The organism is Streptomyces sp. Y2F8-2, assembly GCF_014905555.1.
Lineage (GTDB): Bacteria > Actinomycetota > Actinomycetes > Streptomycetales > Streptomycetaceae > Streptomyces > Streptomyces cynarae.
Genome location: NZ_BNGS01000012.1, coordinates 225,288 through 245,143, shown reverse-complemented (window position 1 = coordinate 245,143; position 19,856 = coordinate 225,288). Strand labels below are relative to the sequence as shown.

Below are 19,856 nucleotides of genomic sequence, written 5' to 3'. Positions count from 1 at the left end.
CCGGCACCCCGCACGCGCTCCCGCCCCGCATACGCGCCGCACCGACTCCCGCGCGACCACCCGAACGGCCCAACGCCCGGCGCGGCCGACCCCTCCGACTCGCCCCGTTTCGGCGCGCGCGCCGGCTCACCACAGCCCCGCGCTCCGGGCCACTGACCCGACCCGGCCCGTACGCCGACCCCGCTCAGTCGCTCCCCTTGTCCCCCTCGCCCCTTCGCACCCCCGTCGGAACGGCCTCCCGTGCCCGGTCCAGTGCGTCCGCCGAGGCCTGGCCGGCGGCGCGTACCCGGTTGCGGGCGGCGACGCCCAGCGTTGCGGCGCCCGTGGCGTAGGCGCAGGTCAGTACGGCCGACGCGCGGGCGCCCGGCAGGGCCGGCTCCAGTGCCCGCAAGGCCGTCTCGTGGGCCGACCACAGGGCCAGCAGGCCGCACACCCCGGCGGCGCCCAGCAGCGCGCCACCCGCTCCGAACCGGCGCAGCGCCGCCCTGACCTCGCTCTGCACCGCGAGTATCTCGTGGCGAGCGAGCTGCGCGGTGTCCTGGGCCAGCCGCGCCGCCGCGTCGCCCACTCGGCTCCTGCTCTCCGCCGAGTCGTCGCCTTGCATCCGCATCGCTGCCGCCTCCGTCTCGTTCCGCATCGCGTTCCCGCCGGGGCCGACGGCCGTCAGTCACCTCCCCGCAGTACCCGCTCACACCGTGCCGACACGACGACGCCCCGTCCCTCTCGACGCGCCACTCACCCATCCGCGCTCAATACGCGCCTATCGCAAGAAAAGGTGTGATCGTTGTAAACCACTGCAATACGCACATCTGGTCAGTGAGGAGTTACGGTGAGCGACCCCTTGGGCGATACCGTGAGCGTGCATTCCGCGGTCGACGAGGCGTGCGCCGTGGCCGACGCCGTCCTCTACGAGGGATACCTGCTCTACCCGTACCGCCGCTCGTCGGCCAAGAACCGGGTGCGCTGGCAGTTCGGCATCCTCGCCCCCCGCGCCTGGGCCGAGGCCCACGGCCCGGTGACGCCGGGTGTCTCGGGATCCGTGGAGTCCTGGCAGCAGCAGACCGAGTGCCTGCTGCGCGCGCGGCCGGGCGCCGTGGTGCGGGTGCGCGTGCGCTATCTGCAGATGCAGCACCGAGGCGTGGAGCGACGGGACGCGGACGGTCACCACACGCCCGTGGACTCCCTGGAGACGGCCGGTACGGTCCATCTGTCCTTCGACGAGGCGATGCCGCGCGAGACCGACCTCACCGCCCCGCTCGCCGAACTCCTCGCCCACGACGCGGAGTTCACCTTCGGCGTCCCCGGCGGGGACGAGACCGAGCCCCTGCCCGCAGACGCGGGGCGCCTGGTGCGCCGCCGCTCCCCCGTCGAGGCGCGCACCACGCTGCACGTCGAACCCGTCGCAGGCGCCGACTCCTTGTACCGCCTGCGCGTCCGCACCGAGAACACCGGCCGTACGACGCCGCCCGACGCTCCCCGCGACGAGGCCCTGCGGCACTCGCTCATCGCGGCGCACACCTTCGTCGGCGGTGAGGGACTCGGCTTCTACTCCTCGATCGACCCGCCCGAGGACGTCGCGCCGTACGTGAGGGAGTGTCGCAACCTGCACACCTTCCCGGTGCTCGCGGGCCCGGAGGGGTCCGACTCGCTCGTCCTGTCGTCGCCGATCATCCTGCCCGACCACCCGCAGGTGGCCCCGGAGAGCCCCGGCGACCTGCACGACGCCGCGGAGATCGACGAGATCCTGACCCTGCGGACGCTGCTGCTCACTGACGACGAGAAACGCGAGGCACGCGCCACCGACCCGCGGGCCGCGCGGATCCTCGACCGGGTGGAGACCATGCCGCCGGAGGTGCTCGCCCGGCTGCACGGCGCCATCCGCTCCCTCGCGCCCTCCCCTGCCGCATCCCCCTCCTCCGCCTCCTAGCCGGCGGATCCGTCCCACCTCTGCGCCGCCACCGTCCCCGACCAGGAAGGCCGTAATGGACGCCATCGAGTTGCTGATGCACGACCACCGGATGGTCGAGCAGCTGTTCCGCGACTACCACGCCGCCGCCTCCGCAGCGCAGCGCCGGGCCGTGGTGGAAACCCTGGTCCGCGAGCTGTCCAAGCACGCGGCGCTCGAGGAGCTGATGGTCTACCCGCTGGCCAAGAAGGTCCTGTCGGACGGGGACCAGCGGATCCGCGAGCACCTGAGCGAGCACAGGGCGGTCAAGGAGACCCTCCTGGCCCTGGACAAGCAGTCCGGGGACGACGAGCGCACGAGCGAACTCATGGACGAGCTGCGCCGCGAGGTCGAGGAGCACATCCGCGAGGAGGAGGGCGAGTTGATGCCCCTGCTCCGCGACGCGGTCTCCGAGGAGGAGCTGTTGCGGCTCGGCAAACTGCTGGCCCGGTCCAAGCAGACCGCCCCGACCCGGCCGCACCCCAACGCGCCCGACGAGCCTCCCGCCCTGGCCTTCGCCGGACCGGTGGCCGCGGCCTACGACCGCCTTAGGGACCGACTGCAAGGGAGGCCGAGGACATGACCGTCGAAAGCGGGACCACGGAGGTCAGCCAGCAGCCCACGAGGGCTGAACAGAGGAACGGCTTCGACGAGATCCATATCCTGTGGATCTCCGAGGGCATGAGCTGTGACGGGGACACCGTCTCGATGACGGCGTCCGGCCAGCCGGCGATCGAGGACATCGTCGCCGGGCTGGTGCCCGGCCTGCCGAAGGTGAACCTGTACAACAAGGTGCTCTCCCCGAGCCTGGGCGGCGAGGACTTCCTCGCCCCGTTCCGCGCCGCGGCCCGCGGTGAACTGGCTCCGTTCATCCTCGTCATCGAGGGCTCGATCCCCAACCAGAACATCATCGAGGGCGACGGCTACTGGACGTCGTTCGGCAACGACCAGGACACCGGCGAACCGCTCACCCTCAACTGGTGGATCGACCAGCTCGCGCCCAAGGCCTGGGCGGTCGTCGCCGCCGGCACCTGCGCCACCTACGGCGGGATCCACGCGATGGCGGGCAACCCCACGGGCTGCATGGGTCTCGCGGACTACCTGGGCTGGGACTTCAAGTCGCAGGGCGCGCTTCCGATCGTCAACGTGCCGGGCTGCCCGATCCAGCCGGAGAACTTCATGGAGACCCTCACCTGGGTGCTCTACCACGCGGCCGGGTCGGCGCCGCCGCCCCCGCTGGACCACATGCTGCGCCCGCAGTGGCTGTTCGGGAAGACGGTGCACGAGGGGTGCGACCGGGCCGCCTACTACGAGCAGGCCGACTTCGCGAAGGACTACAACTCCCCCAAGTGCCAGGTGAAGGTGGGTTGCTGGGGTCCGGTGGTCAACTGCAACGTGCCCAAGCGCGGCTGGATGGCCGGCATCGGCGGCTGCCCGAACGTCGGGGGCATCTGCATCGGCTGCACGATGCCCGGGTTCCCGGACGCCTTCATGCCGTTCATGGACGAACCGACGGGCGGCACCCTCTCGTCCGCTGTGATCAGGCCCTACGGGGCCGTGATCCGGCGCCTGCGCGGCATCACCAACATGGCCGTCAACCGTGAGCCCAAGTGGCGCCACAACAAGGACAAGTTGACGAGCGGCTACGACCCGTACTGGCGCCCCGACGGGCGCAGGCGACAGCGAGAGAGAGCGAGGTAGGCACGGACATGACGGCAACCGAGGCGCGGGCCGCGGCGCGAAAGCCCGCGCAGATCGTGGACATGTCCTGGGATCCGATCACGCGGATCATCGGCAATCTCGGCATCTACACGAAGATCGACTTCGCGAACCGCGAGGTGGTGGAGTGCCACAGCACGTCCTCGCTCTTCAGGGGCTACTCCGTCTTCATGAAGGGCAAGGACCCCCGTGACGCGGGTTTCATCACCTCGCGCATCTGCGGGATCTGCGGTGACAACCACACGACGTGTTCCAACTACGCCCAGCAGATGGCCTACGGCGTCAAGCCGCCGCGACTGGCGGAGACCATCGTCAACCTGGGCGAAGCGGCCGAGTACATGTTCGACCACACCATCTTTCAGGACAACCTGGTGTTCGTCGACTTCTGTGAGGCCATGGTCAAGGCCACCAACCCGAGCGTCATGGCCCGGGCCGAGCGCACCGAGGCCCGCAACGGCTACATCCACGGCTACCGGACCATCGCCGACATCATGCGCGCCTTCAACCCGTTCGAGGGCGAGCTGTACAAGGAGGCGCTCAAGGTCAGCCGCATCACCCGGGAGATGTTCTGTCTGATGGAGGGGCGCCATGTGCACCCGTCCACGCTGTATCCGGGCGGGGTCGGCACCATGCCCGAACCGACCACGTTCACCGACTACCTCTCCCGGCTGCTGCGGGTCCTGGACTTCATCAAGCAGGCCGTGTCGATGAACGACGACGTCTTCGACTTCTTCTACGAGGCGCTGCCCGGCTACGAGGAGGTGGGCCGCCGCCGGATCCTGCTCGGCTGCTGGGGCGCCTGGCAGAACCCGGACGTCGTGGACTACCGCTACGAGACGATGAGCGACTGGGGCAAGGCGATGTTCGTCACCCCGGGCATCATCGTGGACGGCAGTCTCGTCACCAACGACCTGGTCGACATCAACCTGGGCATGCGGATCATGCTGGGCAGTTCGTACTACGAGGACTGGGTGAACGAGGAGCCGTTCGTCACCCACGACCCGCTCGGCAACGCCGTCGACATGCGCCACCCGTGGAACCAGACGACGGTGCCGGTACCGCAGAAGCGGAACTTCGAGGGCAACTACAGCTGGGTGATGAGCCCGCGCTGGTACGACAAGAACAGCGCCCAGCACCTGGCGCTGGACACCGGCGGCGGTCCGCTCGCCCGGCTGTGGTCGACGGCGCTCAACGGGCTGGTCGACACGCCGTATGTCAAGGCCACCGGACACAGCGTGCGCATCTCGCTGCCCAAGAGCGACAAGATGCCGGAGATGACGTTCGAGTGGAAGATCCCCCAGTGGAGCAACACGATCGAACGCGACCGGGCCCGGCCGTACTTCGTCGCCTACTCCGCCGCCATGGCCTTCTTCTTCCTGGAGCGGGCGATGGACCACGTCCGCAGCGGTGACACCAAGATCTTCGAGAACTACGAGGTGCCGGACGAGGCGATCGGCTGCGGCTTCCACGAGGCGGTGCGGGGTGTCCTCTCCCACCACCTGGTGATCAAGGACAAGAAGATCGCGAACTACCACCCGTACCCGCCGACGCCGTGGAACGCGAGCCCGCGGGACCACTACGGCACCCCCGGACCGTACGAGGACGCCGTCCAGGGCCAGCCGATCTTCGAGGAGAACGGCCCGGAGGACTTCAAGGGCGTCGACATCATGCGCACCGTCCGCAGCTTCGACCCCTGTCTGCCCTGCGGCGTGCACATGTACCTCGGCAAGGGCAACACGCTGACCAAGCTGCACTCGCCCATGTTCGGAGCGGCTCATGGATGACCACGCCCGGCTCGACGAAGCGGCGGTCGCGGAGCGGCTCTCCCGCCTCGACGGGCTGCTCGAGCAGCTCGAAGGCGCTCCGGGTCCGATGACCGGGGCGGCGATCGAGGCGGTGCGGACCCTGACCGAGGTCTACGGCGAGGCCCTCGCCCGCGTGCTGGACGCCGCCGACCCCGCCCTGGTCGACCGTATGGCCGCCGACGACCTCGTCGGTCATCTGCTGGTGCTGCACGACATCCACCCCGAGCCGCCCGAGGTCCGGGCCGCCCGCGCCGTCGACGGGCTGCGTCCGGCGGTGCGGGAGCGGGGCGGGGACGTGGAGCTGGCGGGCGTCGAGGAGGGGGTCGCCCGGGTGCGGCTCGCCGCCAAGGGGTGCGGATCCTCTTCGGCCTCGCTGGAGGAGGCGGTCCGCGAGGCCGTGCTCGCCCTGGCGCCCGAACTCTCCGGCGTCGAACGGGCGCCTGGTGACGACGCGAGGCCCCCCGCCTTCGTCCCGGTCGACACGCTCACCGTGCGCACGGTGTCCGCCGGAGAGCGGTCGTGACCACCGGCGCGCTGGCCCGCGTCATCCGCTCGGCCGCCGCCCGGCGGCCGGACGCGGAGCGGTGCGACCTGTGCGGCGCCGACGTCGAGCCCGAGCACCGGCACCTGTACGACACTGGGCAGGAGGAGGTGCTGTGCGCGTGCCGGCCCTGCTCCCTGCTCTTCGTGGAGGAGGAGGCGAGCGAGGGGCGGTACCGGCTGGTGCCTCGGCGCCGGGTGCGGCTGCCCGAGGTGGGCACGCGGGAACTCGGCGTGCCGGTGGGGCTGGCGTTCTTCGTACGGCACTCGGACGGCACCGTGAGCGCGCACTACCCGAGCCCCGCGGGCGCCACCCGCTGGGAGGCGGACGCGGGGGCCTGGCGCGACGTGGTCGCCCGGTGCCCCCCGCTCGCCGGTCTCGTACCGGAGGTGGAGGCACTGCTGGTGAACACCGCACGCTCCGCGAAGCACCACTGGATCGTCCCGATCGACGACTGCTTCCGGATGGTGGCGCTCGTCCGGCGGGAGTGGCGGGGCCTGTCCGGCGGCAGCCGGGTGTGGCCCGCCGTCGAGCGGTTCTTCGCGGAGCTGACCGAACAACCGCAGGACCTGGCAAGGAGCTGACGATGGGCAGGATCCGAGTAGGCAGACCGCAGGTCAAAACCGATACGCCCCGGCACGTCACCGGGCTGCACCAGGGGAACAAGGGCCCCTACCACCGGCAGCCCGGACACCACAAGGACGGCACCGCGGACGCGCGGCGCTCGACCGGGATCCACTGGAAGAAGCACAACGCGATCATGAAGATGATGCCGAGTCTCTCCCCGGGGTGAGGTACCGGTCACGGCCGCGCCCGCCGGGGCGCGGCCGCACTTACGACGAGCGAGGAGTACGGAAGATGACGGCCAGACGAGTGCTGATGGCGGAGGCGCTGATCGTGGGCGGCTTGGCGCTGACCCTGCTGGTGAGGGAGATGCCCGGAATCATGCGTGAGGTCAGGATCTGGCGGATGGTCGCGTTGCGGCACGGCTCCCGGCGCCCCCGCTGAACCATGGGCGTGCGGTGTGTCACCTGGCCGGGAAATGCCGTTCGCCCGTAATGTCCGTTCCTGTTCACGCGTCCGGCGCGGCACAACAGGAGCCCCATGACCACGCGGCAGTTCTTCGGGACGGTGTTCGCCCTCGAGTCCGCCCTCGCCGCGTTCGTGTTCGCCGTCGTCGCGATGCTGGTGTGCCTCGCCGTGGTACGACGCCGGGCGGGGGCCCGGCGCCGCCCGTCGCGCCGGCTCGAACACACCCGTCCCGAAGCCTTCTACGTCGCCGTGCTGGTCGCCGTGGCGGCCTTCCTGGTCGTCTACACGGCCCGGCAGAATCACGACGAGCACCACGCGGCGGCGCACGGCGATCCGGTCGAGGTGACCGTCACGGCGTTCCAGTGGTGCTGGCGGTTCGACTACCCGCAGGCCAGGAAGCCGCTCGCGGTGCGTGCCGACTGCCGGGCGGGAAGGCGGCCGACTCTCGTGGTGCCGACGGGACGGCCGATCAGGTTCAAGATGGCCTCACCGGACGTCATCCACTCGCTGTGGGTGCCCGATCTCCGCTACAAGCGGGACATCTTCCCGCACCACGTGAACACCGTCACCCTCACCGTGGACCGCGAGGGCCGCTGGATCGGCCGGTGCGGGGAGTTCTGCGGGGACCGCCACCACACGATGGACTTCTGGCTGAGGGCCGTCTCGCCCACGGCGTACGACAAGTGGCTGGCACAGCACGCGGGGGCGCCGGCGGGGGGTACGCCCGCATGACGACCGCTCAGGCGCCGAGCGGGTCCAAGGAGGTGCCGGCGGGGAACTGGCTCGGCTGGGCGACCAGTACCGACCACAAGCGGATCGGCCTGCTGACCGTCGCCACCTCGCTGGTGCTGCTGCTGGTCATGGGCGTCTTCGCGCTGATCATGCGCGGTCAGCTCGCCCAGCCGGAGCTGGACCTGGTTCTCCCGCACACCTACAACCAGCTGTTCACCCTGCACGGCTCGGGGATGATCTACCTGGTCATCACGCCGTTCGCCCTCGGGATCGGCGTCTATCTGGTCCCGCTGCAGATCGGTGCCCCGGCCATCGCCGCGCCCCGCACCACGCTGCTCGGCTACTGGCTCTACGTGTGCGGGGCCGTTCTGGTGCTGGTCAGTCTCGCCGCCGCCAACGGCAGCGCCAGTTCGGGCTGGTTTTCGTATCCGCCGCTGGCGGACAGCGACTTCTCCCCCGGCGTGGGGCCCGACCTGTGGATCGTCGGCGTGGTGCTCTCCACCACGGGCATGATCCTCATGGGCTGGACCGTGCTCTGGACGGCGCTGCGCAAGCGGACCCAGGGGATGACCATGCTGCGGATGCCGATCTTCACCTGGTCCATGGTCGCCAGCTGCCTGATGGTCATCGGCTCCTTCCCCTCGCTCCTGGCCGCGATGGCCCTGCTCGCCGCGGGCCGCGCCGACCCGTCCGTCTTCCACGCGAACGCGTGGAACATCGGCTACCAGCACCTGTTCTGGTTCTACGGCCACCCGGTCGTGTACGTGATGTTCTTCCCGTATCTCGGGGCGGTCGCCGAGGTGCTCGCCGTCTTCTCCGGGCGGGCCTTCTTCGGCTACAAGGGCACCGTCCTGTCCCTCCTGGTGTTCGCCGCCCTGTCGATGAGTGTGTGGGCCCACCACATGTTCGCGACCGGACAGGTGCCGAACGACTACTACTCCCTGACGTCGATCAGCCTGCTGGTCCCGGCGGGCGTGGAGTACTTCGCCATGATCGGCACGGTGCTCGGCGGCCGGCTGGTCTTCCGGACCCCGATGCTCTTCGCCCTGGCCTTCCTGCCGCAGTTCCTGATCGGGGGCCTGACCGGGATCATGGTCGGCACCCCGGTCCTCGACTACCACCTGACGGACAGCTACTTCGTGGTGGCCCATCTGCACTACGTGCTGTTCGCCGGCAGCGCCTTCGGGCTGTTCGCGGCCGTCTACTTCTGGTTCCCGAAGGCCACCGGTGTGGAGCTGGGCGAGCGCCTGGGCCGTCTGCACTTCGTGCTGCTGGTGATCGGCACCAACCTGACCTTCCTGCCGATGTTCGCCCTCGGTTACGAGGGCATGCCGCGCCGCGTCGTCAGCTACGCCCCCTTCGACGGATTCAGCCTGCTCAACCTGCTGGCCAGCTGCGGAGCGGCCGTGCTGGCGGCAGGCATGGTCGTGTTCGTCGTCAATGTGCTGTGGACGCTGCGCAAGCGCTCGCTGGGCCGCCATGTGCCCGCGTCGCCCGACCCGTGGGGTTCCAACACCCTGGAGTGGGCCACGTCCTCGCCCCCGCCGGCCACGAACTTCACGCCGGAGCATCCGGTGCCGCCGGTGCACGGCCACGCCCCGCTGCTGACGCTGCGGGAGGGGCGGACGCGGTCGGGCGGCCCGGCCGCGCTGTCCGGGGGCCAGGGGTGAAACGGCATGCGGCACCGCTCCTGGTGGCGGGGTGGGGGCTGCTCAACGGCGTGCTGCTCGCGGTCCTCGCCGTCTACGGGGAGACGGGCCTCGTCTACTGGCTGTGGGGCTCGGTGGTGGCGCTGCTCGAACTGGCCGCACTGCTCGTGCTCGGGTCCTCGGAGGCCGGGCCCGAGCAGCACACCCGCTACCGGCTGCCCCGGGGCGGCGCGGTGGCGGTCCTGCCCGCGGCGGCGGGGATCACCCTGGGCGTGCTCTCCGCCGTGTACGGCCTGTGGCTGCTGGTCGTGGCCGTCCCGCTGCTGGGGGTGGCCGCCGCCCTGGCCGTACGGGGCGCCTCGACCCCGGGCGAGGGATGAGGCGTGACCGGGCACGCGATGGCCGGCCCCGCCTGGAGCATGGCGGTGACCGGGCTGTCGGTCTCCGCGCTGGTCCCGGGCGTGGTCCGGGCCACCCGGCGGCACCCGGTGTGGCGGCGCCTGTCGCTGCCCGCGGGGGCCGCGCTGCCGTTCTTCCTCGTGCTGCACGCCGCGGTGACGCTCGCGCACTCCGGGGCTGCCCGGCCGCCGGGACCCATGGCCTGGTGGGAGGCGGCCGTGGTGGTGGCGGCGGTGTGGTTCTGGCTGCCGGTCGTGGGCACCCGGCACCGTCTGACGGACCCCGGCAGATGCCTTTACCTCTACCTGTCCATGCCGTTGCTCGACCTGCCCGCCGTGGGGCTGATCGCCGCGGGCGAGGACGCGGCGGGGCTCTGCATGGTGGTGTCCATGCTGCCGGTCGGTCTCGCGGCGCTGACGGTGACCTGGCGGTGGATCCACGCCGAGGAGGCCCGGGAACTGCGACGCACCGGCTGACCCCGGCGGGCTAGCCGCTGTGGGCCTTCTCGGCCTCCTCCGGGTCGGCGGTCACGGCCCGTACCGCCCGCATCTGCCAGTCCCCGGCGGGCAGTTCGACGCGGTCGCCGAAGTACCAGGCGCTGAGCCGGTTGCGCACCCGGTGCCGGCGGAAGAGCCGCCATGCCTCCGTGCCGTGCGCCCTGGGGCGGGGGGTGTCGCGCACCAGGATCCGGTAGGCCTCCTCGGCCGGGAGCGGTGTCCGGCCCTCGCGGTAGCCGCCCGCCGCCGTCCGCCGTACGTCCCCGGTGCCCCCTCCCTCCCGCAGCCTGCGCCGGTCCGCCTCCTGCAGCCCCAGGCACAGACGCCGCGTCGCCCAGTAGGCGAAGAGGGGCCCGACGAAGATCAGAGTGCGGAAGGCGTACGTCAGGTACTCGACCGGAACGTGGAAGACGTAACCGAGCACGTCCTGGCCCCCGGCCATCAGCAGCACCGCGTAGACGGTCACGCCCACCACGCCGAGCGCCGTGCGCGTGGGCTGGTTGCGGGGCCGGTCGCACAGGTGGTGCTCGTGGGACGGTCCCGTCAGCCAGCGCTCGAACAGTGGATAGCAGTAGAGGACCCCGAACAGCACGGCGGGCAGCACCACCCCGGGCAGGAACACGTCCCAGGCGATCGTGTGGCCGGCGACGTTCATCTCCCAGGCTGGCATCAGGCGCTGGGCGCCCTCCAGGTAGCCGACGTACCAGTCGGGCTGCGAGTCCAGCGACACCTGGTCGGCGCGGTAGGGCCCGAAGTCCCAGACGGGGTTGATCTGGAACAGGGCCGCCACCAGGGTGAGGGCACCGGCGACGGCGAAGAACAGCCCCGTCGACTTGGCGGCGTACTGGGGAAACAGCGGCTTGCCGACCGCGTTGCGGTTGGTGCGTCCGGGCTCGGCCCACTGGGTGTGCTTGAGTTGCACCACGAGCCCGAGGTGCACCCGGACCAGGAGCAGCAGCAGGCCGGGGACCAGCAGGACGTGCGCGATGTACAGCCGGGGGATGACGGCGTGTCCCGGGTACTGGCCGTCGAAGATGAAGAAGCTCAGATAGGTGCCGATGACGGGGATCGACAGCACGATCCCCTGTGAGGTGCGCAGCCCCGTGCCGGAGAGCAGGTCGTCGGGGAGCGAGTAGCCGCAGAACCCCTCGAACAGGGCCAGCAGGAACAGCGTCACCCCGATCATCCAGTTGACCTCGCGGGGGCGGCGGAAGGCTCCGGTGAAGAAGATCCGCAGCAGATGGCAGCCGATGGCGGCGACGAAGACGTCCGCTCCCCAGTGGTGGATCTGCCGGATGAGCAGCCCGCCCCGGACGTCGAAACTGATGTTCAGCGCCGAGATGTACGCCTGGGAGGCCCGGGTGCCCCGCAGCGGGGCGTAGGAGCCGGTGTACGGGGTCTCGGTCATGTCCGGGTGGAAGTAGAACGTGAGGTAGACACCCGTCACGATCAGAACGAGCAGGCTGTAGAGGGCGATCTCACCGAGCAGGAAAGACCAGTGGTCGGGAAAGGCTTTGCGCAGGTACTCCTGTGCCGGCGTCCGCAGCGGCATGCGCCGGTCGAGCACCGACACCAGGCGCTCGCCGCGGTGCTCCGCCGCACTGGACCGCTCATCCTCTGACGCCGGCACGCGCTCGTCCTCCCGGGGCAGCCGTCCGCTTTCGATCGACACAGCCGTGTCCTCTCGGGGCGCGGGCGAAACGCCTGCTGCGCCGGACGGGTGCCCGCGTCCGGCCTCCGCCGGCGGCCGGGCACGCCTGGCGGGGACCTGCGCCAATGGGTGGAAAAAGCGGTCCGGCGGGACCCATTCGCCCCGGCGGCGGTCGGTGACGGCCGGGCCCGGGGCAGGTCTCGTCACAGCACGTGTGCCGGGAGGACTCATGGCCGTGGTTTCGGAAGTCGTACGGGAGCGCCTGCGCGCCTGGGGCGTCGTCCGGGTGTACGGCTATCCGGGGCAGGGGGCCGACCCGCTGCTGGAGGCCTTCCGCCGGGCGGGCCGGGAGCCGGAGTTCGTCCAGGCACGGCACGGCGAGGCCGCCTCCTTCATGGCCTGCGGGCACGCGCGGTTCACGGACACGGTCGGCTGCTGCCTCGCCCCGTCCGGGCCAGGGGCCGTGCAGATCCTCAACGGCCTGTACGACGCCCAGCTGGACCGGCAGCCGGTGGTGGCCCTGCTCGGCGACACGCCGCGGACCGGCCCGGGGGCACGCCGGCCGCAGGCGGTGCACCTGGACCGGTTGTGCGCGGACGTGTCGGAGTCCTGCGAGGTGGTCATCTCCCCGGACCAGGCGGGGCCCGTCCTGGACCGGGCCTTCCGGACGGCGTCGGCCCGGCGCGGTGTCGCCGTGGTGATCCTGCCGGCCGACGTCCTGGACCAGCAGGCCCCGCCATCGGCCGAGGGCGCGGTTCCGCCGGACGTCCTCGCGCTCGGAGGGGGCCGGCCGCTCCTGATGCCGGAGGAGGGGGAGCTCCGCCGTGCGGCCGGCATCCTCGCCGAGGGCCGGAAGGTGGCCATGGTCATCGGGCGGGGCGCGGCGCGGGCGGGGGCGGAGGTCGAGCGGGCGGCCGAGTTGCTCGGTGCCGGGGTGGCGAAGGCACTGCTGGCGCTGGACGTTCTCCCCGACGACCTGGGGTACGTGACCGGTCCGGCGGGCCGGGTCGCCAGTCCGGCCAGCGAGAGGCTGGTGCGTGCCTGCGACACCCTGCTGCTGGTCGGGGCGGGGCCCCGCGAGGCCTGGCTGCCGCCGGGCCGGTGGGCGGTGCGGAGCGTCGAGATCAACCCGGAGGCGGGCGTGACGGCTCCGTGCCGACCGGGGGACGTGCGTCTGGTCGGCGATCCGAAGGCGACCCTGGAGGCGCTGCTGCCCCTGCTGCACCACAAGAAGAACCGCGCCTGGCGCCGAAGCGTCGAGAAGAGCGTGCGGACCTGGCACAGGAACCGGCGCGCCGAGGCCCGGCAGCACTTCGGGCACCTCATCAACCCGGCCGCCGTCGCCACCGAGCTGTCCGACCGGCTCCCCGACCGGGCGCTGCTCACGGCCGACGCGGGCTCCAGCACCGTGTGGTGGGCGCGCCATCTCCGCCTGCGCGCCGGCATGCGCGCCGCGCTCTCGGGGCACCACGCGGCCATGGGCACCGCCGTCCCGTACGCCCTGGCGGCCCGCTTCGCGCATCCGGACCGGCCGGTCATCGCCTTTGTGGGCGACGGCGCCTTCCAGATGAGCGGAATGGCCGAGATGATCACGGTCAAGGACCATCTGGAGCGGCTGTCCGGCGGCCCCCCGCTGGTCTTCTGCGTGTTCAACAACCGGGACCTCAACCAGGCGACCTGGGACCGGCGGGCGCAGACCGGCAATCCCCGGCTGAGCGGCACCTCCTCGGTCCCGGACGTGCCCTACGCCGCCTACGCCCGCCTGCTGGGCCTGGAGGGCGTCCACTGCTACCGCCCGAAGGACATCGGCGCCGCCTGGGACGCCGCTCTCGCCGCGCGGCGGCCCGTGGTCGTGGAGTTCGTGGTCGACGCGGAGACCGAGCCGCCGCGCCCCGCCGGCTTCGCTGAACAGGGCGCGCGCCGACGGATCCGCGCGCTCCTGCGAGGACGACGGACCTGAGCGGGCGGCTCTGCTGCCGCGGTTGGCTCCCTCGCCCCCGTCACGAGGAGTGTTTCGGCGGCCGGACCCAGCCCAGGGACCGCTCGACGGCCCGCTGCCAGTTCTCGTACTCCCACTCCCGCCGCTCGGGGTCCATGTCGGGCAGCCACTGGGCGGCCCGGTGCCAGTTGCGGCGCAGCACCTCCAGATCGGGCCAGTAGCCGGAGGCCAGCCCGGCGGCGTAGGCGGCGCCGAGGGAGACCGTCTCGGCGACCATCGGCCGTACCACGGGGACGTCGAGCACATCGGCCAGGAACTGCATGAGCAGGTTGTCGGAGGTCATGCCGCCGTCCACCTTGAGCTGCTTCAGGGCGAGCCCGGAGTCCGCGTTGATCGCGTCGACGACCTCCCGCGTCTGCCAGCCGGTGGCCTCCAGGACGGCCCGGGCCAGGTGGCCCTTGGTGATGTAGGAGGTGAGGCCGACGATGACGCCGCGTGCGTCGCTGCGCCAGTGCGGGGCGAACAGGCCGGAGAACGCGGGGACGATGTAGCAGCCGCCGTTGTCCTCGACGCTGCGGGCCAGGGTCTCGATCTCGGGTGCGCTGTTGATCAGGCCGAGACGGTCGCGGAACCACTGGACCAGGGAGCCGGTGACGGCGATGGGGCCCTCCAGGGCGTAGACCGTGGGATGGGGGGCGATCCGGTACGCGACGGTGGTGAGCAGCCCGTGCCGGGACCGCACGAGGTCGGTTCCGGTGTTCATCAGCAGGAAGCTGCCGGTGCCGTAGGTGCACTTCGCCTCGCCGGGCGAGAAGCAGGTCTGCCCGAACAGTGCCGCCTGCTGGTCGCCGAGGGCGGCCGTGATGCGCACGCCCGGGAGCACCGAGCGGGCCTCGGCGTAGATCTCGGCGGAGGAGCGGATCTCCGGCAGCATCGGGCGGGGCACCCCGAAGAACTCCATCAGTTCCTGGTCCCAGGTCAGCGTCCGGATGTTGATCAGCATGGTGCGGCTGGCGTTGGTGACGTCGGTGATGTGCAGACCGCCCTCGGCGCCGCCGGTGAGGTTCCAGATCAGCCAGCTCTCGATGGTGCCGAACAGCACCTCGCCGGCCTGGGCCCGCTGCTCGAGGCCCTCGACGTTGTCGAACAGCCAGCGGATCCGGGGCGCGGAGAAGTAGGTGGAGGGGGGAAGGCCGCAGCGGTCGAGGAAGAACTCCTCCCCCGGCCGGTCCATGAGGTCCTCGACCATGGGGCCGGTACGGGTGTCCTGCCAGACGATCGCCCGTCCCAGCGGGGCCCCGGTGCGCGGATCCCACAGGACGGTCGTCTCGCGCTGGTTGGCGATCCCGATGGCGGCGACCTGTCCGGGGTCGATACCGGCGTTGGCCAGCGCCTCGGGCACCACGCGCTGCAGGTTGCGCCAGATCTCCACGGCGTCGTGCTCCACCCAGCCGGGCCGGGGGAAGTACTGCTGGTGCTCCCTCTGGGCGACCGACACCAGCCGCCCGCGGTGGTCGAACAGGATGCACCGCGTGGAGGTGGTGCCCTGGTCGATGGACACCACATACCGTTCAACCATGATCGGGCCTGCCTTCCCATGCGTCGCCGGGGTGCCCGGACCTACCAGCGGGCCGCGCCCAGGTCTCTGGAGATCGCCCGCGCGGCCTCCCGGAGCAAGGTGATCAGGGCCGGCAGGGGCCGGCCTTTGGTGTCACAGATCCGCTCCACGGGGCCGGACAGGCCGATCGCGCCCACCACCAGACCGCCGTGCCCCCGGATCGGCGCGGCGATCCCGCCCTCGCCGACGCTCATCTCCTGCACCTCGGCGCCCCAGCCGAGCTCCCGGATCTCGCCGAGTACCCGGATGAGGTCCTCCGGGAGGACCAGGGTGTGCCGGGTGTACGCCTCCAGTCCGGTCTCCAGCAGGGGTTCCACGGGCGCTGCCCCGAAGGCCAGCAGGACCTTGCCGAGCGAGGAGGCGTGCAGCGGCAGAAGGGCGCCCACGTCCAGGGTCTGGAGGGTGTCGTCCGGCCGGAAGACGTGGTGGACCACGAGCACCTTGCCCTCCAGGGGGGTGCCCAGTCGGACCGCCTCCCCGCTGCGGGCGGCCAGGGCGTCTGCCCAGTTGATGGCGCGTGACCGCAGCTCGTTCACATCGAGGTAGCTCGTGCCGAGGTGCAGCAGGGCCGCACCGAGCTGGTACTTTCCCGTCGCCGCGTCCTGCTCCACGAAGTCGACGTGCTGGAGGGTGCGCAGGATGCCGTGGGCGGTGCCCTTGGCCAGGCCCAGCGCGGACGCCACCTCGCCGAGTCCGAGCCGACGGGGGCCGGCGGCGAGCAGGCGCAAGATCGCCGCCGCCCTCTCTATGGACTGGACCGGGCCTGCCATGAAGCGATCATAGTCCCGATTCGTCCCGATTAAGGACTCGTGTTCGGTAATGCCGACCGCAGTTCATTGACCCGCATTATTTCCGTCCTTAGCGTTCCATCACGCCCGGCTCCCGGCCGAGGGCGCTGCCCGGAGGAGGAAGGCCCATGATCACAGCGCAGCTCAACGCCGCGCCGTGCGCGGAGGTGGAACACGTTTTTCCGCTGCCGTACGCGCCCAGGGCCGTCTCAGCGGTACGCCGGCGCGTGCAGGCGCTCCTCACCCGCTGGAACGTGCCCACGGACGCCGCTGACGACGTGCTCCTCGTGACCTCGGAGCTGCTCACCAACGCGCTCGTGCACGCCCTGCCCCCGGCCACGCTCAGAGTGTCGCGGACCCTGGTGGACGGACACGGTGCCGTACGGGTCGACGTGACCGACACGGGACCCGCGCGTACGTCCTGCGAGGTCGACCCGGACGAGCACGGCCGGGGCATCGACATCGTCACCACGTTGTCGGCCCGGTGCGGTGTGCACACCCACCCGGGCGGGACCAGCCGCTGGGCGGACGTGCTCGTGGGGTGAGGGCGGGCGGTCACGGCCGGGGAAACGTCGTCAGGGCCCGGGCGAGGCCCGCGGCGTCGGTGCCGATCTTGCGGTAGACGGAGGACAGCAACTGCCTCACGCCCTGCTCGGTCAGGTGCAGCTCCTTGGCCACGACCGACGCCGGGTGGCCCTGGGCGGTCAGTTCGGCGGCGGTGCGTTCCTGAGCGGTGAGGGTGTCCGACTGGGCGTAGCGCAGGGGCAGCGACGGCAGTCCCGCCGCGGACAGCTCCGCCCTGGCCCGGGTGGCGACGCCCTCCGCGCCGCAGTGGACGGCGACCTCCAGGCCCCGGTAGAGCCGGTCGGCGGCCTCCTGCACCCTCGCGCCCCGCAGCAGCGCGGCGCCGTGCCCGACCAGGGCCCGGGCCAGCTCGTACGACGCCGGCGAGCGCTCCAGCTGGGCCACGGCCTCCGCGTGGGTGTCGAGCGCGGCGGCGCCGGCGGTCACCTCGGCCTCGAGGTGCAGGGCCTGGCCGATCACGGATGCCGCGCCGAAGTCCCGGGCCCGCTTGACGGCCTCCTCGGCCAGGCGGGCCGCGCGCTGCGGGGACCTGGTGGCGAGAGCGGACGCCAGGTCGAGCTGCCAGGGGCACCAGGCCGGATTGCGCCAGGCCCGGGACTCCAGCCATTCACCGACAGCGGACAGCAGTCTCTCCGCCTCCTCGTCGCGTCCCTCCGCCAGGAGCAGTTCGGCGTACACCGTGCGCGGGTCGGGGTAGACGACGGCGTGCGGGACGGTCTCGCCGTAGCGGTGGGCGTCGGCGACCTGGCGCGCCTCGGCGGTGCGTCCCCGGGCCAGCAGGATCTGGATGAGGATGCCGATCGCGAACCACTGCGCCGGAAGCGCCTCCCGCACCCTTTCGGCGATGTGCAGCCCTTCCCGTACCAGGTCCTCCGCCTCGGCGAGGCAGCCGCGGCGGTAGCGGATGTAGCCGAGGAGGGTCTGGCCGAGCGCCAGGTGGGAGCCGCGCCAGCCCTTCGCCTCGCACTCGGCGATGCCCCGGGTGAACAGCTCCTCCGCCCGTCCTGGCTGGTCGCAGTACATGTACGTGAGCGCGACCGATACGGGCACCTCGAAGCCGCGGTCCTCCTCGGTCCAGCTCAGTCCGCCACGCAGGGCCTTCTCGGCGTACTCCAGGACCGTGCTGCGCGGCTCGCCGCACAGGAGGGCGTCCCAGGCCCTCAGCCCGAGGATGCAGCGTTCCTCCAGGCTCCGGCCGGGCAGCCGGGCCGCCAGCCGGGCCAGTCGGCGGGAGCGGGCCCGTGGATCGGGTTCGTCGGTGCGGCAGGAACTCCACTGGAAGTGGTCGGCCCGCATCCTCAGGCGGGTGCGCGAGTGCGTGGCCCGGCGCGCCTCTTCGGCGGCCACGGCCGCGGCCTGAGCGACCTGGTCGGTGTGCGCGAGCGCCTGTGTCAGCCGGTAGACGATACGGGCGCGCAGCTCGTCGTCGATCACGGGCTCGGCGAGCGCCGCACGCAGATGGCCGACGGTCGCCACCGGGTCGATCAGGAACGTCGCACCGGCGAGTTCGTGGAGCAGCGCCGCACGCTCCTCCTCGGCGGGCGGTTCGCGCAGCGCCCGGGTCAGGAGGCGCCGGGCGGCCTCGGGGGCCCCGGCGCGCAGGTGCTCACGGGCGGCCTCGCGCAGGCACTCGACCGCGTCGGCGTTGCCCTCGCAGGGGACCTCCAGCAGATGCCGGGCGGCCGCGACGGCGCCGAGTCCGGCCGTGCGGACGGCCTCCGCGGCCGCGTTGTGCAGCCCGACCCGCACGCCCGGCGGGATCGCCCGGTAGACGGTGGTGGCGATCAGCGGGTGAACGAACTCCAGGGCGCCCTCGGGGCCCTCACCCTCGGGGCCCTCGCCCTCGGCCAGGATGCGGGCGGAGCGCAGCGTCTCGACCGCCTCGGCGGCCTGCTCGGTGCCGACCACCGCGATCGCGGCCGCGAGGTCCCGCGAGATGGAGCTGCCGAGCACGGCCGCGGCCCAGGCGAAGCGGACGGTGGGCGTACCGAGTTGCCGCAGGCGTGCGAGCAGTCCGGGACCCTTGACCGCGGAGGCCAGCTCCCGCATCACGGGAAGCTCCTGACGGGTGCCCTTCACCTGGCGCCGGCCGAGCCGGATCGCGAGCTCGACGGTCTCGAACGGGCTGCCACCGGTGATCTGCCGGCATTCGTCGCGGAACGCGTCCTCGGCTTCCTGTCCCAGTTCGTCCCGCAGGATTCGCGCGACGCCGTCACCGGTGAGCGGCGCCAGGGTGTAGGGACGTCCCCCGTGGCGTCCGGTGAGGGAGCCGAACGCGGTCGCTCCGGAGGGCAGTTCCTCCGGCCGGTAGGCGACGACGATGAGCAACGGCAGGTCGTGGGCCCGCGGCGCGAAGGAGACGAGCCAGCTCAGCGACTCGTCGTCGGCCCAGTGCATGTCGTCCAGGAGCAGGACGACGGGCGCCTTGAGCACCGTCAGGCGGGTCATGACCCAGTCCAGGCCGTCACGGACCACGGTCGGGTCCGGCACCGGCGCGGCGCACTCCGCCTCCAGACCGAGGGCGGCGGCGACAACGTCGTACCAACTGCCCAGCAGTTCCCGGCGGTTCGTGTCGTCCATCGTCGCGAGGACGGGCTGCAGGAGTTGCCGGACCACGCGGAACGCCAGGCCCTGTTCGTTCTCGCCGCCCTTGCCGGAGAGCACGGTGCATCCGTGGGTCACGGCGCGGGAGCGGACTTCCGCGAGGAGGGTGGTCTTGCCCATGCCGGCCGATCCGGTGAAGGCGAGCAGTCCGCACCGCCGGGCGGGCGGGGCGCCGTCGGCCGCGTCGCACAGATCCGCCAACTCGGAGTCGATCGCCTTCAGTTCCCGGTTCCGCTCGAGCAAGTGCCGGTGGCCGGTGATCGGTTGCCGTGGTCCGTGTGCCATGTGCCCCGCCGCTTCCTGCCGTCAGCTGTCGGAAGACAGCGCTGAGCGTACGCCCTGGTGGGCGCGG

Annotated in this window: 19 protein-coding genes; 14 read left to right on the top strand and 5 right to left on the bottom strand. The window is 71.8% G+C overall.

Features of this window, described 5'->3' with window-relative positions:
* Positions 1-184: 184 nt before the first annotated feature.
* Positions 185-637 (bottom strand): phage holin family protein, encoded by a 453-nt coding sequence (locus SY2F82_RS33495; RefSeq protein ID WP_200422830.1) that lies wholly within the window; start codon positions 635-637, stop codon positions 185-187.
* Positions 638-829: 192 nt separating this feature from the next.
* On the opposite strand from SY2F82_RS33495, the gene SY2F82_RS33490 reads away from it, so the two are divergent.
* From SY2F82_RS33490 to SY2F82_RS39285, 12 genes are all read left to right on the top strand, one after another.
* Complete coding sequence (locus SY2F82_RS33490; RefSeq protein WP_200422829.1) at positions 830-1,927, top strand: hypothetical protein; 1,098 nt, start codon at positions 830-832, stop codon at positions 1,925-1,927.
* Positions 1,928-1,982: 55 nt separating this feature from the next.
* Complete coding sequence (locus tag SY2F82_RS33485; RefSeq protein WP_200422828.1) at positions 1,983-2,528, top strand: hemerythrin domain-containing protein; 546 nt, start codon at positions 1,983-1,985, stop codon at positions 2,526-2,528.
* A complete protein-coding gene (locus SY2F82_RS33480) occupies positions 2,525-3,646 on the top strand; it encodes a hydrogenase expression protein HypE (RefSeq protein ID WP_200422827.1) in 1,122 nt (373 codons plus the stop codon). Before SY2F82_RS33485 ends, SY2F82_RS33480 begins: the two co-directional genes overlap by 4 nt.
* 8 nt (positions 3,647-3,654) lie before the next feature.
* Entirely contained in the window at positions 3,655-5,448 is a 1,794-nt protein-coding gene (locus SY2F82_RS33475; RefSeq protein ID WP_200422826.1) for a nickel-dependent hydrogenase large subunit, read from the top strand.
* Positions 5,441-5,992 (top strand): NifU family protein, encoded by a 552-nt coding sequence (locus SY2F82_RS33470; protein WP_200422825.1) that lies wholly within the window; start codon positions 5,441-5,443, stop codon positions 5,990-5,992. The genes SY2F82_RS33475 and SY2F82_RS33470 overlap by 8 nt, the downstream gene beginning before the upstream one ends.
* A complete protein-coding gene (locus SY2F82_RS33465) occupies positions 5,989-6,594 on the top strand; it encodes a DUF5947 family protein (RefSeq protein ID WP_200422824.1) in 606 nt (201 codons plus the stop codon). The genes SY2F82_RS33470 and SY2F82_RS33465 overlap by 4 nt, the downstream gene beginning before the upstream one ends.
* A gap of 2 nt (positions 6,595-6,596) precedes the next feature.
* On the top strand, positions 6,597-6,803 hold the full coding sequence (locus tag SY2F82_RS33460; RefSeq protein WP_200422823.1) for a hypothetical protein: 207 nt from the start codon (positions 6,597-6,599) through the stop codon (positions 6,801-6,803).
* Between the two features lie 65 nt (positions 6,804-6,868).
* A complete protein-coding gene (locus SY2F82_RS33455) occupies positions 6,869-7,018 on the top strand; it encodes a hypothetical protein (protein WP_200422822.1) in 150 nt (49 codons plus the stop codon).
* Between the two features lie 96 nt (positions 7,019-7,114).
* A complete protein-coding gene (locus tag SY2F82_RS33450) occupies positions 7,115-7,774 on the top strand; it encodes a cytochrome c oxidase subunit II (protein WP_200422821.1) in 660 nt (219 codons plus the stop codon).
* The gene (locus SY2F82_RS33445; protein ID WP_200422820.1) at positions 7,771-9,444 is read left to right on the top strand and encodes a cbb3-type cytochrome c oxidase subunit I; all 1,674 of its coding nucleotides are present in this window, start codon (positions 7,771-7,773) and stop codon (positions 9,442-9,444) included. Before SY2F82_RS33450 ends, SY2F82_RS33445 begins: the two co-directional genes overlap by 4 nt.
* Positions 9,441-9,803 (top strand): hypothetical protein, encoded by a 363-nt coding sequence (locus SY2F82_RS33440; RefSeq protein ID WP_200422819.1) that lies wholly within the window; start codon positions 9,441-9,443, stop codon positions 9,801-9,803. Before SY2F82_RS33445 ends, SY2F82_RS33440 begins: the two co-directional genes overlap by 4 nt.
* 3 nt (positions 9,804-9,806) lie before the next feature.
* Positions 9,807-10,298, top strand: a complete 492-nt coding sequence (locus tag SY2F82_RS39285) for a hypothetical protein (RefSeq protein ID WP_236041932.1) — start codon at positions 9,807-9,809, stop codon at positions 10,296-10,298.
* 10 nt (positions 10,299-10,308) lie between these two features.
* On the opposite strand, the gene SY2F82_RS33430 is transcribed toward SY2F82_RS39285, so the two are convergent.
* Positions 10,309-11,871 carry a cytochrome bc complex cytochrome b subunit gene (locus SY2F82_RS33430; RefSeq protein ID WP_200422889.1) on the bottom strand — a complete coding sequence of 521 codons (1,563 nt, stop codon included), beginning with the start codon at positions 11,869-11,871 and terminating at the stop codon, positions 10,309-10,311.
* 328 nt (positions 11,872-12,199) lie between these two features.
* Between SY2F82_RS33430 and SY2F82_RS33425 the strand changes: the two genes are divergently transcribed.
* The gene (locus SY2F82_RS33425; RefSeq protein WP_200422818.1) at positions 12,200-13,930 is read left to right on the top strand and encodes a thiamine pyrophosphate-dependent enzyme; all 1,731 of its coding nucleotides are present in this window, start codon (positions 12,200-12,202) and stop codon (positions 13,928-13,930) included.
* A 40-nt stretch (positions 13,931-13,970) separates the two neighbouring features.
* On the opposite strand, the gene glpK is transcribed toward SY2F82_RS33425, so the two are convergent.
* Entirely contained in the window at positions 13,971-15,488 is a 1,518-nt protein-coding gene (gene glpK, locus SY2F82_RS33420; protein WP_200422817.1) for a glycerol kinase GlpK, read from the bottom strand.
* 41 nt (positions 15,489-15,529) lie between these two features.
* Positions 15,530-16,297, bottom strand: coding sequence for an IclR family transcriptional regulator (locus tag SY2F82_RS33415; RefSeq protein WP_200422816.1), 768 nt, complete (start codon positions 16,295-16,297; stop codon positions 15,530-15,532).
* A 146-nt stretch (positions 16,298-16,443) separates the two neighbouring features.
* Between SY2F82_RS33415 and SY2F82_RS33410 the strand changes: the two genes are divergently transcribed.
* Entirely contained in the window at positions 16,444-16,860 is a 417-nt protein-coding gene (locus tag SY2F82_RS33410) for an ATP-binding protein (protein ID WP_200422815.1), read from the top strand.
* Between the two features lie 10 nt (positions 16,861-16,870).
* Here SY2F82_RS33410 and SY2F82_RS33405 read toward each other — a convergent pair whose 3' ends face one another.
* Positions 16,871-19,789, bottom strand: a complete 2,919-nt coding sequence (locus SY2F82_RS33405) for an AAA family ATPase (RefSeq protein WP_200422814.1) — start codon at positions 19,787-19,789, stop codon at positions 16,871-16,873.
* Positions 19,790-19,856: the final 67 nt, after the last annotated feature.

Excerpts from the sequence above, each read along its gene's own strand:
- SY2F82_RS33495 (WP_200422830.1), bottom strand. The coding sequence starts at position 637 with ATGCGGAACGAGACGGAGGCGGCAGCGATGCGGATGCAAGGCGACGAC.
- SY2F82_RS33485 (WP_200422828.1), top strand. The coding sequence starts at position 1,983 with ATGGACGCCATCGAGTTGCTGATGCACGACCACCGGATGGTCGAGCAG.
- SY2F82_RS33480 (WP_200422827.1), top strand. The coding sequence starts at position 2,525 with ATGACCGTCGAAAGCGGGACCACGGAGGTCAGCCAGCAGCCCACGAGG.
- SY2F82_RS33475 (WP_200422826.1), top strand. The coding sequence starts at position 3,655 with ATGACGGCAACCGAGGCGCGGGCCGCGGCGCGAAAGCCCGCGCAGATC.
- SY2F82_RS33470 (WP_200422825.1), top strand. The coding sequence starts at position 5,441 with ATGGATGACCACGCCCGGCTCGACGAAGCGGCGGTCGCGGAGCGGCTC.
- SY2F82_RS33460 (WP_200422823.1), top strand. The coding sequence starts at position 6,597 with ATGGGCAGGATCCGAGTAGGCAGACCGCAGGTCAAAACCGATACGCCC.
- SY2F82_RS33455 (WP_200422822.1), top strand. The coding sequence starts at position 6,869 with ATGACGGCCAGACGAGTGCTGATGGCGGAGGCGCTGATCGTGGGCGGC.
- SY2F82_RS33450 (WP_200422821.1), top strand. The coding sequence starts at position 7,115 with ATGACCACGCGGCAGTTCTTCGGGACGGTGTTCGCCCTCGAGTCCGCC.
- SY2F82_RS33445 (WP_200422820.1), top strand. The coding sequence starts at position 7,771 with ATGACGACCGCTCAGGCGCCGAGCGGGTCCAAGGAGGTGCCGGCGGGG.
- SY2F82_RS33430 (WP_200422889.1), bottom strand. The coding sequence starts at position 11,871 with ATGCCGCTGCGGACGCCGGCACAGGAGTACCTGCGCAAAGCCTTTCCC.
- SY2F82_RS33425 (WP_200422818.1), top strand. The coding sequence starts at position 12,200 with ATGGCCGTGGTTTCGGAAGTCGTACGGGAGCGCCTGCGCGCCTGGGGC.
- glpK (WP_200422817.1), bottom strand. The coding sequence starts at position 15,488 with ATGGTTGAACGGTATGTGGTGTCCATCGACCAGGGCACCACCTCCACG.
- SY2F82_RS33415 (WP_200422816.1), bottom strand. The coding sequence starts at position 16,297 with ATGGCAGGCCCGGTCCAGTCCATAGAGAGGGCGGCGGCGATCTTGCGC.
- SY2F82_RS33410 (WP_200422815.1), top strand. The coding sequence starts at position 16,444 with ATGATCACAGCGCAGCTCAACGCCGCGCCGTGCGCGGAGGTGGAACAC.
- SY2F82_RS33405 (WP_200422814.1), bottom strand. The coding sequence starts at position 19,789 with ATGGCACACGGACCACGGCAACCGATCACCGGCCACCGGCACTTGCTC.